The 17072-nt window shown below is 64.5% G+C and carries 13 protein-coding genes; 10 read left to right on the top strand and 3 right to left on the bottom strand.

What is annotated here, in order from left to right; genetic code table 11:
- The first annotated feature begins 23 nt into the window (after nt 1-23).
- The 3 genes from AC0L2F_RS03660 (at nt 24) to AC0L2F_RS03650 (ending at nt 4469) form a co-directional block, all read left to right on the top strand.
- A complete protein-coding gene (locus tag AC0L2F_RS03660; RefSeq protein ID WP_473247521.1) occupies nt 24-2549 on the top strand; it encodes a circularly permuted type 2 ATP-grasp protein in 2526 nt (841 codons plus the stop codon).
- The gene (locus AC0L2F_RS03655) at nt 2546-3424 is read left to right on the top strand and encodes a transglutaminase family protein (protein ID WP_473247520.1); all 879 of its coding nucleotides are present in this window, start codon (nt 2546-2548) and stop codon (nt 3422-3424) included. Before AC0L2F_RS03660 ends, AC0L2F_RS03655 begins: the two co-directional genes overlap by 4 nt.
- Nucleotides 3425-3641: 217 nt before the next feature.
- A complete protein-coding gene (locus AC0L2F_RS03650; RefSeq protein WP_007608041.1) occupies nt 3642-4469 on the top strand; it encodes a metal-dependent phosphohydrolase in 828 nt (275 codons plus the stop codon).
- A gap of 90 nt (nt 4470-4559) precedes the next feature.
- Here AC0L2F_RS03650 and AC0L2F_RS03645 read toward each other — a convergent pair whose 3' ends face one another.
- The gene (locus tag AC0L2F_RS03645) at nt 4560-4892 is read right to left on the bottom strand and encodes a hypothetical protein (RefSeq protein WP_473247519.1); all 333 of its coding nucleotides are present in this window, start codon (nt 4890-4892) and stop codon (nt 4560-4562) included.
- Nucleotides 4893-4997: 105 nt separating this feature from the next.
- Between AC0L2F_RS03645 and AC0L2F_RS03640 the strand changes: the two genes are divergently transcribed.
- From AC0L2F_RS03640 to AC0L2F_RS03610, 7 genes are all read left to right on the top strand, one after another.
- Entirely contained in the window at nt 4998-5888 is an 891-nt protein-coding gene (locus tag AC0L2F_RS03640; protein WP_473247518.1) for an alpha/beta fold hydrolase, read from the top strand.
- A 136-nt stretch (nt 5889-6024) separates the two neighbouring features.
- Nucleotides 6025-6651 carry a GTP cyclohydrolase I FolE gene (gene folE, locus AC0L2F_RS03635; RefSeq protein WP_473247517.1) on the top strand — a complete coding sequence of 209 codons (627 nt, stop codon included), beginning with the start codon at nt 6025-6027 and terminating at the stop codon, nt 6649-6651.
- A gap of 27 nt (nt 6652-6678) precedes the next feature.
- Nucleotides 6679-8202: an FAD-dependent oxidoreductase gene (locus tag AC0L2F_RS03630; protein ID WP_473247516.1), complete on the top strand. Its 1524-nt coding sequence runs from the start codon at nt 6679-6681 to the stop codon at nt 8200-8202.
- Nucleotides 8203-8330: 128 nt separating this feature from the next.
- The gene (locus AC0L2F_RS03625; RefSeq protein WP_007608059.1) at nt 8331-8906 is read left to right on the top strand and encodes an HdeD family acid-resistance protein; all 576 of its coding nucleotides are present in this window, start codon (nt 8331-8333) and stop codon (nt 8904-8906) included.
- Between the two features lie 110 nt (nt 8907-9016).
- The gene (locus AC0L2F_RS03620; protein ID WP_473247515.1) at nt 9017-10225 is read left to right on the top strand and encodes an ABC transporter substrate-binding protein; all 1209 of its coding nucleotides are present in this window, start codon (nt 9017-9019) and stop codon (nt 10223-10225) included.
- A gap of 186 nt (nt 10226-10411) precedes the next feature.
- Nucleotides 10412-11641: an acyl-CoA dehydrogenase family protein gene (locus AC0L2F_RS03615; protein WP_473247514.1), complete on the top strand. Its 1230-nt coding sequence runs from the start codon at nt 10412-10414 to the stop codon at nt 11639-11641.
- Nucleotides 11642-11990: 349 nt separating this feature from the next.
- On the top strand, nt 11991-12482 hold the full coding sequence (locus AC0L2F_RS03610) for a septal ring lytic transglycosylase RlpA family protein (RefSeq protein WP_063993120.1): 492 nt from the start codon (nt 11991-11993) through the stop codon (nt 12480-12482).
- Nucleotides 12483-12595: 113 nt separating this feature from the next.
- Here AC0L2F_RS03610 and AC0L2F_RS03605 read toward each other — a convergent pair whose 3' ends face one another.
- Both AC0L2F_RS03605 and AC0L2F_RS03600 read right to left on the bottom strand, forming a co-directional pair.
- Nucleotides 12596-14569: an AI-2E family transporter gene (locus AC0L2F_RS03605; protein ID WP_473247513.1), complete on the bottom strand. Its 1974-nt coding sequence runs from the start codon at nt 14567-14569 to the stop codon at nt 12596-12598.
- Between the two features lie 748 nt (nt 14570-15317).
- Entirely contained in the window at nt 15318-17057 is a 1740-nt protein-coding gene (locus AC0L2F_RS03600; protein ID WP_473247511.1) for a methyl-accepting chemotaxis protein, read from the bottom strand.
- Nucleotides 17058-17072 lie beyond the last annotated feature (15 nt).

Genomic DNA, 17072 nt, shown 5'->3' with positions numbered 1-17072 from the left:
GATGCCGGGGCAGGGAGAGGCGCATGGCCGAGGGCGCAGCCGAAGAGGACGACAAGGCGGGTCAGGCGCAAGGTCAACGTGATGGCCAGCGCCGCTTGGCGCAATGGGTCCGCGACTATAGGCGCCTGCCCGGTATCCCCGACGAGTTTCTCGGCCCGGACGGCAAGCCCCGCGCGGTCTGGAGCCGCTTCTTCGATGCCTTCGGCGCGCTCGCGCCCGATGAGGTCGAGCGGCGGTTTGGCATGGCCGACCGTCATCTCCGCGAGGCCGGCGTCACCTATCGCGCGCCGGGCGAGAGCGCCGACCGGCCTTGGTCGATCAGCCATCTGCCGCTGCTGATCGACGAGGCCGACTGGAAGCAGCTGTCCGACGGCATCACCCAGCGCGCCGAGCTGCTCGAGCTTGTGCTGCGCGACATCTATGGCGAGGGCCGCCTCGTCGCCGAAGGCGCGTTGCCTGCGGCCGCGATTGCCGGCAGCCCCGAATATCTCCGTCCGGTCTGCGGCGTGCCGCCGCCGGGCGGGCGCTATCTCTCGCTCTATGCCGCCGATGTCGGCCGCGGGCCCGACGGCCGCTGGTGGGTGCTCGGAGACCGCACGCAGGCGCCGTCGGGCGCGGGCTATGCGCTGGAGAACCGCCTGGTGCTCTCGCGCGCCTTCTCCGATCTCTACAAGTCGATGAACGTGCCGCGCGTCGCGCCGTTCTTCGAAGCGTTTCGCGACAGTCTGCGTGCGCGCGCCGACCGCGACGAGCCGCGCATTGGCGTGCTCACGCCGGGCAGCTTCAGCGAGACCTATTTCGAGCACGCGACGCTGGCGCGCTATCTCGGCTTCCTGCTGGTCGAGGGCGACGATCTCGCCGTCAGCGACAACCATATTCACATCCGCACGGTTGCGGGCCTCAAGCGCCTCGACGTGCTGCTGCGCCGTGTCGATTCCAATTCGCTCGACCCGCTCGAGCTCGACGCCTCCTCGCGGCTCGGCGTCCCCGGCCTGATCGACGTGTTGCGCAAGGACGGCGTCGTGGTCGCCAACATGCCCGGCTCGGGCGTTCTGGAGGCGCGCGCGATGCTCGGCTTCCTGCCGGCGCTCAGCCGCCGCCTGCTCGGGGAAGAGCTGAAGATGCCGCACATCGCGACCTGGTGGTGCGGCCAGCGCTCGGCGCGCGACGAGGTGCTGTCGCGGCTCGACGAGGTCGCGATCGAAGGCGCCTATCAGCGCGGCGTTCCCGGTTTCGACAGCAACGGTCCGGTGCTCGCGAGCGAGCTCGATGCCGCCGGGCGCCGGCGCCTGAGCGACGCCATCGCCGCGCGCGGCATGGACTATGTCGGCCAGGAGGTGGTGCGGCTCTCGACCATGCCGGTGTGGGAGCAGGGGCAGATCACGCCCCGTCCCTTCGTGCTGCGCGTGTTCGCAGCCGCGACGCCCGACGGCTGGGCCATCATGCCCGGCGGCTTCTGCCGGATCGCCGAGCAGCCGGATGCGCGCGCGGTGTCGATGGGCGACGGCGCGCGCTCCGCCGATGTCTGGGTGGTCTCGGACAAGCAGGTCTCGACCGCGACGCTGCTGCCTGCGGTCGACAAGGTGCGCATCCGCCGTATCGCCGGCGTGCTGCCGAGTCGCGCGGCCGACAATCTGTTCTGGCTCGGCCGCTATCTCGAACGCGCCGAGGCGACGCTGCGGCTGGTGCGGGCGCTGGGCTCGCCGAGCGGGCCCAACAAGGGCACCGCGGCCTCGCTGCAATCGGCCGAGCGTATCCAGCGCCTGCTGGTGACCTGGGGCGCGATCTCGCAGACCTCGCGCGCGGCGCCCGGCCGCATCGTTGCCGAAGCGCTGCAGAGCCCGGAGCGTTTCGGCTCGGCACTGTCGCTGGTCCGCGCGGCCCAGCGCACGGCGACCTCCTTGCGCGAGCGGCTGTCGCCCGATGCCTGGCAAGTCATCACCGAGATGGCCGAGCGGCTGGCCGTCGAGGTCGAGGACGACGACAGCGTGCTGAGCGCGGCCGAGCTGACCTTGCAGGAGCTCGCGAGCTTTGCCGGCCTTGCGCATGAGAACATGAACCGCGCCGCGGGCTGGCGCTTCCTCGATATCGGCCGCCGCACCGAGCGCGCCATCAACACCACGCGTTTTGCCCGGCAGTTTGCCTATGACGAAGCCGGCGATGAGGATCTCGATATCCTGCTGACGCTGGTGGATTGCCAGATCACCTACCGCTCGCGTTATCTGCTGGCGCCGATCCTGGCGCCGGTGCGCGACCTCGCCGTGCTCGACAGCTACAATCCGCGTTCGGTGGCGTTCCAGGTGACGGCGCTGAACGAGCACATCGCCGCACTTCCGAGCCTGAAGGAGCACGGCCTGATCGAGAAGCCGCAGCGGCTCGCGGTCGCGATGCAGGCGATGCTCGCGACCGCGGAGGCCGAGAAGCTCGAGGTCAAGACGCTGTTCGCGCTCGAGCAGGATCTGCTCAGCCTCGCCGAGGCAGTCGGGCAGCACTACTTCCCGCACGGCCCCAATGCGAGCCGGCCGGAAAAACTGACGGGGCTGGCGTGATCTACGACATCCGTCACGTCACCACCTACGAATACGAGAGTCCGGTCAGCTTCGCCCGCTGCACGCTGCGGCTGGAGCCGAGGAGCGGCCATGGCCAGGAGCTGATCTCGCACAAGGTCGAGATCCGTCCGCGCCCCGCGGAGCGTAGCGTCCGCCGCGATTTCTTCGGCACGCTGACCGAGAGTGTGGTGATCGAGGCCGCGCATCGCACTCTGCGCATCGATTCCCGCTCTCGCGTGAAGGTGTCGCGCCAGCCCCGGGCGCGTGACGCTGACAGCCCGGGCTGGGAGAGCATTCGCGACATCGCCTTCGAGGCGACGAGCCTCGGGCCGTCCTCGCCGGTCGGCTATGTCTTTGCGAGCCCGCTGGTGCCGGTGCTGGGACCGGTCAGCGCCTATGCGGCGCAAAGCTTCGCGCCAGGTGTGGGTATCCTCGCCGGGGCGGTCGATCTGATGCATCGCATCCGCGCCGAATTTCGCTACGACCCGAAGGCGACGGTAATCTCGACGCCGCTCGACGAGGTCTTCGTCAAGCGCCATGGCGTCTGTCAGGATTTTGCCCATATCATGATCGCGGGCTTGCGCGGGCTGGGCCTGCCCGCTGCCTATGTCAGCGGATACCTCCGCACCATTCCGCCGGCGGGCCAGCCGCGCCTGCAGGGCGCCGATGCCACCCATGCCTGGGTGTCGCTGTGGTGCGGGGAGGAGCTTGGCTGGGTCGATTTCGATCCGACCAACGATCTTATGGTTGCTGGCGACCATATCGTGCTCGCGGTCGGTCGCGACTTTTCCGACGTTTCGCCGGTCGACGGCATCATCGTCGGCTCGCCGAAGCAGAAGCTCGACGTCGCCGTCGACGTGCTGCTGGTGGAATGATTGCGTATCCTGCCGTGCCGGCGACGCCCTGCCTAGGTGTGTCAGGCCCGCACCGCAACCGCGATATCGCGGGGCACAAACCGCAACATATTTCCGTGTTTTCACTCCGGGGTTTGGCCAGTCGGCCCAAGATGGGTTATGCTGATGCCTGCGTCGAGGACAACAATGAGACGTCGGGAGTTGGCATGGGACACCACCGACAGACGGGGCTGCATCCATGATGACGTTACCGAGACTGGCGGCTGAATCCCTGGAGAAGACGCTGGGTTCGTTCATGCGCCGCAGATACGGCGATGCTCCGGCAAACATCGTCGAGAGCGCAACCCGCACTGCAATGGAATGCATCGGCAACAGCGATGCGCTTTATCACAATGTCGAGCATACGATGCTGGTCACGCTCGCGGGCCATTCCATCCTGAGCGGCCGGTATCTTCATATTCATCTCTCGGCCGAGGATTACGTCCACGTCCTGATCGCGTGTCTTGCCCATGACATCGGTTATGTCCGCGGCTTGTTCGAGGAAGATGACGAGGACGGTTTTGTGGTCGATGCGGCAGGCACCAAGGTCTCGCTGCCCCGCGGCTCATCAGATGCCAGCCTGATGATGTATCATGTCGACCGGTCCAAGCTGTACGTCATGCGCCGGCTGCAGCATATTCCAGGGCTCGATCCGGAACGCATCGCCCGCGCCATCGAGGGCACGCGGTTTCCGGCCCGGGAAGGCCAGGATTATGACGACGACGCCTCGATCCTGCGCGCCGCCGACTTCATCGGCCAGCTCGGAGATCCCAACTATCTGCGCAAGGCCAACGCGCTCTACTACGAGTTCGAGGAGGTCGGCATGAACCGCCAGCTCGGCTACGATTCGCCGGCCGACATCGTGAACCGTTATCCGCAGTTCTATTGGAACAGCGTCGCGCCGCACATTCAGACCGAGATTGGTTATCTCAACAAGACCGAGATTGGTCGCCAGTGGATCGCCAACCTCTACAGCAACGTCTTCCGCGCCGAGCGTGACATCACGTTGTCCGGGCCGCAGAAATAAGGCGGATGTATCGCCTGGATTTCGCTGCGCCATGCCGGATCGCGGCGCATTGCAGGCGCGCTCCCGGATCACTGGCAAACGAACGGCCCGTCACACCTCTCGGCGGTGCAATTTCCAGAGTTCGTAAACACTGTCCCAGTCGGGGATCTCGTCGCAGGCATAGCCGAAAACCCACCCGGTACCGAGTTTGCTGGAGTTCTTCGTGGCCTGGAGATGCGCGCCGGCCAACACAAAGCGGCGCATGCTTGCCGGATCCGCCCATGCCGTCAGAGTGTAATAGACACCTCCGATCACTCTGACAGCGGTGAGCAGATTGCCGGGCGCGCGCCGAGCCTGCACGAAGGACGACCTCGTTCGCCACCAGAACATAGGCAGCTGCATGACGCCTTTCGGGCGAAAGCCGGTCATTGAGACATAGACCATCTCGATTCTCGCGATTCATTCGATTGCAGGCGAAACGAAAATCGTGAGGGGATGGATCACAGCCGTCGTTGCCTTTATGCTGCCGCGCTCAATTAGGTGCGCTGCATGCAAGAAGAATCAGTCACCACCGACATCCTCGACATCGCCTATCGCGAATACGGCGCGCCGGACGGCTGGCCCTGCATCATGGGCCATGGCTTTCCCTACGACGTGAACGCCTATGCCGAGACCGCGCCGATCATAGCGCAAGCGGGCGCGCGGGTGCTGGTGCCCTGGCTGCGCGGCTACGGGCCGACGCGGTTCCGCTCCGCTGCGACGTTGCGCTCCGGCGAGCAGGCGGCGCTCGGCGCCGATCTCCTGGCCTTCATGGATGCGCTTGGAATCTCGCGCGCGGTGGTCGGCGGTTACGACTGGGGCGGGCGCGCAGCCTGCGTGGTCTCGGTGCTGCACCCGGAGCGCGTGATCGCGCTGGTCTCGGGCAATTCCTACAACATCCAGAACATCGCGCGTTCGATGGAGCCGGCTTCGCCACCGGAGGAGGCGGCGCTCTGGTATCAATATCTCTTCCACAACGAGCGCGGCCGCCGCGCGCTGGAGCGCAACCGGCGCGGTTTTGCGCGCCAGCTCTGGTCGATGTGGTCGCCGACATGGGCCTTCGACGATGCGACGTTCGAGACCAGCGCAATCTCGTTCGACAATCCTGATTTCGTCGATGTTGTGATCCACTCCTATCGACATCGTTACGCGCTGGTCGCGGGCGATCCCGCCTATGCCGCGATCGAGGCGAAGCTCGCCGCCCAGCCGCCGATCCGGGTGCCGACCATCGCGATCGACGGCGACAGTGACGGCGTCAATTCCGGCACCGCGCACCATGCACGCAAATTCGAGGGCGTTTTCGAGCGGCGCGTCTTTACAGGGGCCGGCCACAATTTGCCGCAGGAGCGGCCGGCCGAATGGGCGCAGGCCGTGCTCGATGTGCGGAAAGCGGCCTCGTAGAGCCGGGTTTCTCGTCCCACTGTCTTGCCGCTCTCGCAGCTTCCAATTTTTCCTGATCCCGGGAACCTTTTCCAATCGCAGCCGTCCAAGCTGTGGGCCGCATTCTGTATGCGGTTTGTTGCAGGGGAGGTTTTCGATGAAGACGCAAACGCGCAGGCTGGAACGTGTCGCGGTCGCGCAGGCGCCGACCGAGCGGCCCGAGAGGGCGGAGGTCGAGCAGGCGATCCGGACCATGATCCGCTGGGCCGGCGACGATCCCGCGCGCGACGGTCTACGCGATACGCCGGACCGGGTCGCGCGCGCCTTCGAGGAGTATTTCTCCGGCTATGCGCAGGATCCGACCGAAATCCTGCAAAAGACCTTTGAGGAGATCGAAGGCTATGACGAGATGATCGTCCTGCGCGGCGTTCGCTTCGAAAGCCATTGCGAGCACCACATGGCACCCATCGTCGGCCGCGCCTGGGTCGCTTATATCCCGCAAGGGCGCGTCGTCGGCATCTCCAAGCTCGCGCGTCTCGTCGACATCTACGCCAAGCGGCTTCAGATCCAGGAGAAGATGACCGCGCAGATCGCCAACACGATCAACGATGTGCTGCGGCCTGAAGGTGTCGGAGTCATCATCAAGGCGACGCATCACTGCATGACTACGCGCGGCGCGCACAAGCCTGGGACCGATCTCGTCACCAGCCGCATGCTCGGCGTGTTCTGCGACAATGCGCTGACGCGCCAGGAGCTGCTGGGGCTGGCCAATTCGGACGATTGATCCGCGACGGCTCAAGGAGGCAATGCCATGACCGAGGACAAGAAGCCAAGCGGGCCCGACCTGAGCAGGGGCGTGACGCTTGCCGCGTTCAAGGACGGCAAATTGCTCGGCCATGTCGGCGAGGAAGACGTCCTGCTGGTGCAGGCCGGCAGCGAGATCTTCGCGATCGAGCCGGCCTGCAGCCATTATCACGGACCGCTCGCCGAAGGGCTGGTGGTTGGCGACACCATCCGCTGCCCCTGGCATCACGCCTGTTTCTCCTTGCGGTCAGGCGAGGCGACCCGTCCGCCGGCGCTGAATGCGCTGGCGGTGTGGGAGGTCTCGCGCGATCAGGACAAGATCGTCGTTCAGCGCAAGCACGAGATGCCAAAGCCTCCGGCGCCTCACCGAACGGCGCCAATGCCGGATAAATTCGTCATCATCGGCGGCGGCGCGGCGGGTTTCGCGGCGGCGCAGACGCTCCGTCGCGAGGGCTTTGCCGGCGCCATCACCATGCTCAGCAATGACAGCGCGATGCCGGTCGACCGTCCCAATCTCTCCAAGGATTACCTCGCGGGCAACGCGCCGGAGGAATGGCTGCCGCTGCGGGGCGAGGAGGACTATCGGGACGCCGGGATCGATCTCAGGCTCAACACGAATGTCGCCGCGATCGAGGCGAAGACGCGCAGCGTGACGCTGGGCAACGGCGACAGGCTGCCGTTCGACCGGCTGCTGCTCGCGACCGGCGCCGAGCCGGTCAGATTGCAGATTCCGGGTGCGGACCAGCCTCATGTCTACACCCTGCGCTCGGTCGCCGACAGCCGCGCCATCATCAAGGCGGCCGGCAGCGCCAAGCGTGCGCTGGTGATCGGTGCCAGCTTCATCGGCCTCGAAGTTGCGGCCTCCTTGCGGGCACGCAAGATCGAGGTGCACGTGGTCGCGCCGGACGAACGGCCGATGCAGAAGGTGCTCGGTCCCGAGATGGGCGATTTCGTGCGTGCGCTGCATGAGGAGAATGGCGTCAACTTCCATCTCGAGGACACCGTGGAAAAGCTGGACGGCACCCGCGCCACGTTGAAGAGCGGCGGCGTGATCGAGGCCGAACTGGTCGTGGTCGGCATTGGCGTCAAGCCGCGCCTCGCGCTTGCCGAGCAGGCAGGGCTTGCGGCCGACCGGGGCGTCAGCGTCAGCGAATATCTGGAGACCAGCATAGCCGGCATCTTCGCGGCCGGCGACATCGCGCGCTGGCCCGATCCGCATTCGCGGCAAACCATCCGCGTCGAGCACTGGGTCGTGGCGGAGCGGCAGGGCCAGACCGCGGCGCGCAATATGCTCGGCAAGCGCGAGCGCTTCGAGGCCGTGCCGTTCTTCTGGTCGCAGCACTATGACGTGCCGATCAACTATGTCGGCCACGCCGAGAGTTTTGACGAGATCGCGATCGACGGCAGCATTTCCGGCAAGGACTGCCTGCTGAAGTATCGCAAGGGCGGCCGCGTCCTTGCGGTTGCTTCAATTTATAGGGATCTCGACAATCTCAAGGCCGAGCTGGAGATGGAGCGGACGCGCGGCTAAGGCGCCGCATCCGGTCTTGATTTGCGTCAAGGTTGCTGACCGCGAGGGCTGCTGTGCTGGCTGTCGTCCCGGTGCGGCGCGCGCTATACTGGCCTGTGCTCGCGGGCTTCCATGCAGGAGTGGCCGTCATGACAAGTGCCTCGGATATCTCCCATCCTTCCGGCCTGGGCTCCGGGATCGCGGCCCTGCATGCCAAATGGGGCTGGATCGTAGCCTTGGGAGTCGTCTACCTCGTCGCCGGCTTCGTCGCACTTGGCAGCGTGGTCATGGCGACGGTGGCGAGCGTGATCGTGGTTGGTGCCATGATGATCGTCGCAGGCGCGGCCGAAATCATCGGCGCGTTCCAGATGAAAAGCTGGGGCAAGTTCGTAATCTGGGCCTTGCTCGGCGTACTCTATGTTATCGCGGGCTTTCTCACCTTCGAGAACCCGCTGTTTGCTGCAGTGTTGCTGACCCTGTTCCTGGGTGCCTCGCTGCTTGCCTCCGGCGCCGTCCGGCTGTTTCTCGCTTTCAGCATGAAGCGTGAAAGTCCGTGGGTCTGGGTGGCGCTCTCGGGCGCCATCACGCTGCTGCTGGGGCTGTTGATCCTGGCACGTTGGCCGGTGAACAGCGTCTACATCCTCGGCCTGTTTCTCGGCATCGACCTGATCATGGCGGGCGCGGGGTGGGTGAGCCTGGGCTTCAGCCTGAAGCGGCGCCACTGATCAGCAACTCGACGCAAGACCCTCTCACGGAACTCCGCTGATCTGGCGTGCTGGCAAAAAGCAGCACGCTGCGCCTTCCGACTCGCGGCGATCATCATCGGGGAGAAACCATGAAAGCCGCCTTGGTCCTGGCTGCAGCCTTGGCTGCCTGCCTGTCCACGCCTGTCTCCGCGCAAAAATCCTACGGTCCCGGCATCAGCGACACCGAGATCAAGATCGGCAACACCATGCCCTATAGCGGTCCCGCATCGCCGCTCGGCATCACCGGCAGGGTGATCTCGGCCTATTTCGACGAGGTGAACGAGAAGGGCGGGATCAACGGCCGCAAGCTCAATCTGCTGTCGCTCGACGACGCCTTCTCGCCGCCGAAGACCATGGAAGCGGCGCGGCGGCTGGTCGAGGGTGACGGCGTCGCCTTCATCTTCGCGACCATGGGCACCGCGCCGAGCTCGGCGATCGCGAAATATCTCAACAGCAACAAGGTGCCGCAGCTGTTTCTGATCAGCTCGGCCTCGAAGTGGAACGATCCCGCCAACATGCCCTGGTCGATGGCGCTGCCATGGGCACCGAACTACACCAGCGAGGCCGCCATCGACGTCGCCTATGCCCGTGCCAAGAACCCGAACGCGCGCTTCGCGGTGCTCTATCAGAACGACGACGCCGGCAAGGAATATCTGCGCGGCGTCAAGGAAGCGCTTGGTGCCGACGCCGACAAGGTGATTGCGATGGCGTCGAGCTTCGAGGTCGCCGACCCCACCGTCGATTCCCAGGTGCTGACGCTCGCCAACACCAAGGCCGACGTGTTCATGATCTATTCGGTGACGCCGCGCGCCTGCGCCCAGGCGATCCGGAAAGCGCATGAGGTCGGCTGGCAGGCGACGCGCTTCCTCGCCTCGGGCTGCGCCAACAAGGCCACCGTGATGGTCCCGGCCGGCCTCGATGCCGGCAAGGGCGTGCTCTCGCTCGGCTCGCTCAAGCCGTTCGTCGAGGTGCCGAAGGGCGATCCGGCGATGACGGCCTATATCGATTTCATGAAGAAGCGCCTGCCCAATGCCGACGTCAACAACGTCGCGGGTCTCTACGGCTACACCGTCGCCGAGGCATTGGTGGTCTTGCTGAAGCAGTGCAAGGACAATCTGACGCGCGAGAACATCATGGCGCAGGCGGCCAATTTGAAGAACGTGCCGCTGTCGTTGCTGATGCCCGGCATCACGCTCAACACCACGCCGCAGGATTTCCGCCCGATCAAGGACGGCTATATGCTCGAGTTCAACGGCACCGACTGGATCGTGGCAAGCGAGCTGTTGCGCGGGACGTGAGGCGCAAGCGACCGCAGAGACGGTGCACCCTCTCCCCTTGCGGGAGAGGGTGGATGCGCGAAGCGCAGCCGGGTGAGGGGTTTCTCTCCGCGTGCGAAGCTGTTTATTGCGTTCGCGGAGAGAGACCCCTCATCCGGCGCTTCGCGCCACCTTCTCCCGCAAGGGGAGAAGTAAAAGGAGGAGCCAATGGACTTTCACCACTCCGAACGTTCGCTCGAGTTGCAGGAGCGCGTCCGCCGGTTCATGCGCACGCATGTCGAGCCGGTCGAGGAGCTCTATTACGAGCAGGTGAAGCCGGAAGCGACGCGCTACCGGACGCCGCCGGTCCTTCAGGACTTGAAGCGGCTGGCGCGCGAGCAGGGGCTTTGGAACCTGTTCCTCTCCGGCGAGCACGGTCAAGACCTTAACAACACTGGCCTCAGCAATCTCGAATACGCGCCGGTGAAGGAGATCATGGGCCGCATCCTCTGGGCGCCGGAGGTGTTCAATTGCTCGGCGCCGGACGTCGGCAACATGGAGGTGTTGGCAAATTACGGCACGCCGGCACAGCAGGAGCGCTGGCTGAAGCCGCTTCTGGAAGGACGCATCCGCTCCGGCTTCTCGATGACGGAGCCGCAGGTCGCCTCCAGCGATGCCACCAACATCCAGTGCGAGATCAAGCGCGACGGCGGCGACTACGTCATCAACGGCCGCAAATGGTTCACCTCCGGCGCGATGAACGAGGATTGCGAGATCCTGATCGTGATGGGCAAGACCGCGCCCGAAGATCCCGATCGCCACCGCCAGCAATCCATGATCCTGGTGCCGAGAGCGACGCCCGGCGTACGCATCGTCCGCGACATGCTGACCTACGGCTATGATGACGCGCCGGTCGGCCATCCCGAGATCGTCTACGAGAACGTTCGCGTGCCCGCGGAGAACATCCTGCTCGGCGAGGGCCGCGGCTTCGAGATCGCGCAAGGCAGGCTCGGCCCCGGCCGTATCCATCATTGCATGCGGCTGATCGGCTGCGCGCAGCGTGCGCTGGAATTGATGTGCCAGCGCGCGGTCTCCCGCACAGCGTTCGGCAAGCCGCTCGCAGAGCAGGGCTCGGTGCGCGAGGACATCGCGCACTCATTCTGCGAGATCGCGCAGGCGCGCTTGCTGACGCTGCAGGCCGCCGACAGGATGGACCGCGAGGGCAACAAGATGGCGCGCGACCTGATTGCCGCCGCCAAGATCGTGGTGCCCAGCATGGCCGCCCGCGTCATCGACCGCGCCATCCAGATCCACGGCGCCGCCGGCGTCTCGCAGGACACGTTCCTGGCGCGTGCTTACGTTTACGCCCGCTTCATCCGCATCGGCGACGGACCGGATCAGGTGCATCTGGCAGCGGTGGGGAAGGAGCTGATCAAGCGAGGCGGGGTGATGGCTTAGGGACGATCTCTCCTTCTTTGTAGAAGAAGGTGCCTGCCTCCGCCCCAGCGCGTCGCGGCGATGATCGCGCTCCTGGGAAAAACAACGTCAATAAGAATGAACACGGTCAGGCAGGCGGGCGCATCGATTAGCCTGATTTGTAACGCCGCGAGACTCATGTCGTCGCGCTATTTCACTGTCGCTCTCGTCGTCATGCTGTTGACGCAATGTCTGTCTTAGACGGCGACAACTAAGACGCCGTGCTGGAACTATTGCGGTTCCTGCAAACTGTTCCGGAGCCAGGGGTGGCTCGACCCGCAAAACGATTTGCGGCATCGGAACCGAACAATCGAAAATCACAGGAGATATAATGGTGTTCCGATCGAGCGCCGCAATTTGCGGCGCCGTAATTGCGCTTGCCGTTTCCGTTTCTATTGCGCGATGTGAAGCTGGTGGGGTTCACTCAAGCACTGCCGACAATGCCGCTTCCGGGGAAGCGATCGTTGGCGCGGCATCCATGTACAATCCGTTCAAGCCGGGCAAAGAGGAGGGCGGCCCGAAGACGGCTTCCGGCGAGCGCTATGATCCCTCGGTATGGTCGGCTGCCATCAAGACGAGCTTGCGTAAGAAATTCGGTGGGGTCCGATTTGGCGCGAAGCCGAAATACGCCCTCGTCGAGGCCGTCGGCAAGAAAGTCATCGTCAGGATAAATGACGTGGGACCACTAAGGCCTGGCCGCATCATCGACTTCAATGAGCGGACCATGCGCCATTTCGATCCGAGCCTGGAGCGTGGGGTCATTCCTGACGTAAAAGTCCGGCCGCTTGCCGGCGGCGATTGGACACCCGGACCGGTTGGTTGAATCGCGCACCAGAAGGTCGCGCAGCACGGCCGAAGATCCCGGGCGCCGCGCCATCGCCGCGATGACATCATGGTTTGCTGCGCGCCCGTAGCAGCCATGTCCACGCGTCCAAACTACGAAGCGGCCGTGATCTTCGAAATCTGGCCTTCGGCTCCTGTGCCAAGGGAGTCCACACCTGTCGCCTCTATGCAGAGTTTGAGCGCTCCGCCCAGAGTTGCAGCAGCCAGATCCGCCTTGGCACCTTCCCGCAGGCTTTCCAGCGCCGCTGGGTCGATGTCCTTCATCCAGCAACCCAGAATGATTGTAGCCTTCGGCAATTTACGGCGAAGCCGTCGCACCGAGTAGCGCATATGGGCAGGACTACTTGCGTCCATATAGACAAGACAGGCAATGGCGACCCCGGCGGTCTCCAGCCGGAAGATATTCGCCGTCGATAACGCTCCCGCTGCTTCAACTCGGGACGACAAACCATGCGCATCCGTCAGTTGAGCCAGCATGATCGCGGCGGCTTCGTCGATCGGATTTCGTCCAGCCAAGCAGAGCACGGGATGATCGCCTTGCCATTCAGAAGGCAAGTCCTCCTTGCGCAGCACCCGCAGGCTCTCATAAGGCGCGTCCTCAGCCACGCCCTCTATGGCAGATGTAGCTTCGACATCAGTGGTCGGGTTGACCTTCGGCGACGGACGCTCATCCTGCTCCGAAATGTTATTGGCAAATTCCTGGACCGCATCCCTGATTTTGGTCAGCCGGTCGGGAGCCAGAGCGCCGCGCTCGGCATCCGCTTGAGCCAGTTGCAGTCCTCGCAGGGCGACTTCGTCGTAATAGGAGCCAAGAGATCGCTCCTTCAAGAACTCCTCGGCTTTTGCCGATGCTTCTGTCGGATCGCCGGCGAGCATCCGCTGATAGAATATCTCAGGCGGAGAGAGCGCTGGTCGGTCTCCAAACATGACGTCCAGGAACTCCAGGCGCTCGACATGGCGGCCCAGTACGACCAGACACACGGTAAGGGGGGTCGCGAGAACGAGGCCGATTGGACCCCAGAGCGCCGTCCAGAACGTCGCGGAAGCCACAACGGCCACCGGCGAGAGTCCCGTGCTGTGTCCATAGACCATCGGCTCCAGCACATGGCCGACGACCGGCTCCACCACCACGAACAACGCGATCGTCCACAGCAGCATCGTCCAGGTTGGATCGACGGCGACCGCGAGAGCGAGAGGAAAGGCGGCGGCGATGACCGCCCCAATGTAAGGCACGAAGCGCAGCACTGCTGCCAGAATGCCCCACAGGATCGCGCTTGGAACGCCGATCAGCCAGAGACCCATTCCGATGATGATGCCGAAGCTCCCGTTCAGCAGAAGCTGGATCAGGAAAAGCCGGCTGAGGCGGCTCGCCGCGTCATCAAGGGCAGCCGTGGTGCGCTGCAGGTCGTCCGAACCGGCCAGCCTGATCAGACGATTGCGAAGATCCTCGCGCTGAAGCAAAATGAAGATCACGAATATGACGATGATCCCGGTCGTTGCGAGCGGATGAAGCAACGGTGAAATCAGCGTTTGCAAGCTCTCCAGCGCGCCGGGATCGGGCTGAAGCACTTCCACAGGAACGGGCTTCGGCGAGGCCGCTTTCGGAGCTGCTATGGTCCCCAACGAATTCGCGGCGTCCTTGGGCTTATCGAGCTCTTTGCTGAGGTCCTTCAACATGCTCGAAGCCCGCTCGAGCGTGCCTCGACCGGCGGTGGTCTCACGGAAGGATTGGATCTTCTCGCTGATTGTGGACTGATATCGCGGCAAATCGCCGGCCAGCTGCGCGAGTTGGGTAGCGAGCAGACTGCCCATCGCAAATATGAACGCGAAGGCGATCACGACCACGCTCACCACAGCCAAACTTCGTGGAATGCGCAGTCGCTGAACCAGTCGAACCAGGGGCGCCAGCACGAAGCTCAGCAAGACGGCCAGCGCTATGGGTATGATGATCTCGCGACCGTAATAGAGCACCATAACAATGATCGCGGCGAGAATAGCCATCGCCACGGCGCTCAACAGGGAAATCAGTTCTTCCGGTGTTCGTGCTTTGAATGGCTGCCTGATCACAGCTCCTCGCTAGGCCGGGAAAGACGGCGAGTTTGTTGAGGGTCCAGTGAGTTCGGACGGCACATCTTTGGGAAGGTCATCCAGTCCTTACATGACGCAAGCTGTCGAAGTCGGTGCATGAGCTTCAGGCCGGTTTGCGAGGCCGGTCACAACTGACCAAGCCCGATCGGCTAGGGCTACGATCCCGACGGGTACGCATTGTTGCCATGAGCATCTGGAGCGAACGATGTTGCGCTGACGGCGGCATTGAATCGGGAGCGCCAAGCCACGTTGGGATGAACATGCCACGCCGGGTTTAGTTCCGCGCGTGCTCCAAGAGCGCGGTATGGCGCCCCGCTTTAGCTCGCGATAGCGACTCGGCGTGTGATCTTTCCGGCCTGCTTCCGCCGAAAAGCCTGAGCATTCGGGCCGCTTCCAAGGATCACTGCCTCCTGCATCGCTTCCGCTAAAGCCAGATGGTGGCGATAACAAAAAGCCGCGGACTGCTCCGCGGCTTTGGTTCACAGGGAGGCGGCCTCAGCCAGCCTTCGGCTTCTCACGATCTGCCGGCCCGGCGCGGAAAGCTCCAATATTGACATCATGCCCCTGTTTTGCCCGACGAGTCAAACATCATTTCGTAAAATACGAATAGTTTTGGACTAGAGCCAAGCCATTGATATCGCTGTCCCCGGCTACTGTGCATGGGGTTGTTTTCGCGCTTTTTGATGGAGCGACCCCACCGCCGGCTCTGCTGCCGATGGACGTGCTGCTACCCCACCTTGGCGACGCGGCCGTCCGCCGCGCCTGAGCGCAGGTTCTGGAAGAACTTCTCCACCTCGCGCGACAGCGTCTCCGCCGTCTCGGTCACGCTGCTCGCAGCCGTCAGCACCGAGGAGGCCGCAGTGTCGGTCTTGCCGATGGCGTCGCGGAGCGAGCTGATGTTGGCGACGAGGGTCTCGTTGCCTTGGGCAGCCGATTGCGCGTTGGACGAGATCTCGCGCGTGGCGGCGTCCTGCTGGCCGATGGCGCCGGCGATCGCCGAGGTGACATCGTTGATCTCGCGCACCGCGCCGCCGATCTCGCGGACGGCGTCGACCGCGTTGCGGGTGGAGGACTGGATCATCGAGACGTTTTCGCTGATGTCGGCCGTCGCCTTCGCGGTCTGCCCCGCGAGTGCCTTGACTTCGTGTGCGACGACGGCAAAGCCGCGGCCGGCATCGCCCGCGCGCGCGGCCTCGATGGTGGCATTGAGCGCGAGCAGATTGGTCTGCTCGGCGATGGCCTGGATCAGGCTAAGCACGCCGTCGATGCGTTGCGTGGCGGCCGCCAGGCTCTCGATCTCGGCGATCGATTTCTCGGTGCGCTGGCCGGTCTGCTCGACCGCGCTGGCGGATTGCCGCACCTGCCGGCCGATCTCCACCACCGACGCAGACAGCTCCTCGGCCGCACCTGCCACCGCCGTGACGTTGTGCGAGGCCTGCTCGGTGGCGTTCGCCGCCGTGCCGGCGCGGCTGCTCGCGTCCGCGGTGACGCGGGTGATGGTCTGCGCCGTCTCGCGCATGACGGAGGCGTTGTCGCTGAGGCCGCGCATGATCGCGCCGATCGCCCCGCGAAACGCGTCGACGGATTGCTCGATGTGGCGGGCGCGCTCCTCGCGCGCTGCGGAGTCCTGCGAGACCTGCGAGGCGAGGTTGCGGTTGCGCCCCATCGCGTCCTGGAAGATCTGGATCGCGCGTGCCAGTGCGCCGATCTCGTCGGCGCGGTCAGAGTGCGGCACCACGACGTTCTCGGCGCCGTCAGCGACCTGCTTGATGGTCGCGGTTATGGCGGAGAGGGGGCGTGCGATCGAGCGGGCGATGATGACGACGCCGATCACGACGAGCGCGAGCGCCACACCGGCGAGGCAGGTCAGGACGAAGGACAGGGTGCGATTGGTCTCGGTCTCGTGCGCGATTTGCCTCGCGCGCTCGGCATAGACCTTGGACAGCGCCTCGAGATCCTTGTTCAGCGCCGAGCGCACGGCGCGGTTGGCGTCGTTGTCGCCCCATTCGCGGCCCGCGGCCGCATTGATCTCGACGCCGCGGCGCACCAGCTCCTTGCGAAACTCGACGAACTGCTCGATGCGCTTCTTGAAGGTGGCGAACTGCTCGGCATCGTCAGCCTTGACGATGGTCTCCCAGCGCTTCACGACGCCGAGGATCTGGGCGTTGAACTTGAGCAGGCCCTCGCCGTATTTCTTCACCACGGCCGGTTCAGTCGACATGTAGACGCCGCGCGATTCCATCACGACCGCATAGACCAGCGAGTTGACCCGCTCGACGTTCAGCGCGGCGGCGTTCGCGGTCTCGATCGCGGTGGTCAGCTCGGCACCGCGGCGGCTGTTGTAGTCGGACAGCATCGCGATCGCCGCCGTGAGCAGCGCGAACAGCGCAAAGATCGCGTAGAGCTTGTTGGCAAGCGTGAAGCGGCCGGCGAGGCCGGTGGCATTCCCAGATTGGTCGGTTGTCATGGTTTTCAGGGGCCC

The sequence above is a fragment of the Bradyrhizobium sp. Ken64 genome (assembly GCF_055807555.1).
The sequence above is the reverse complement of the archived record's forward strand: the minus strand, read 5'-3'. Positions and strand labels throughout refer to the sequence as shown.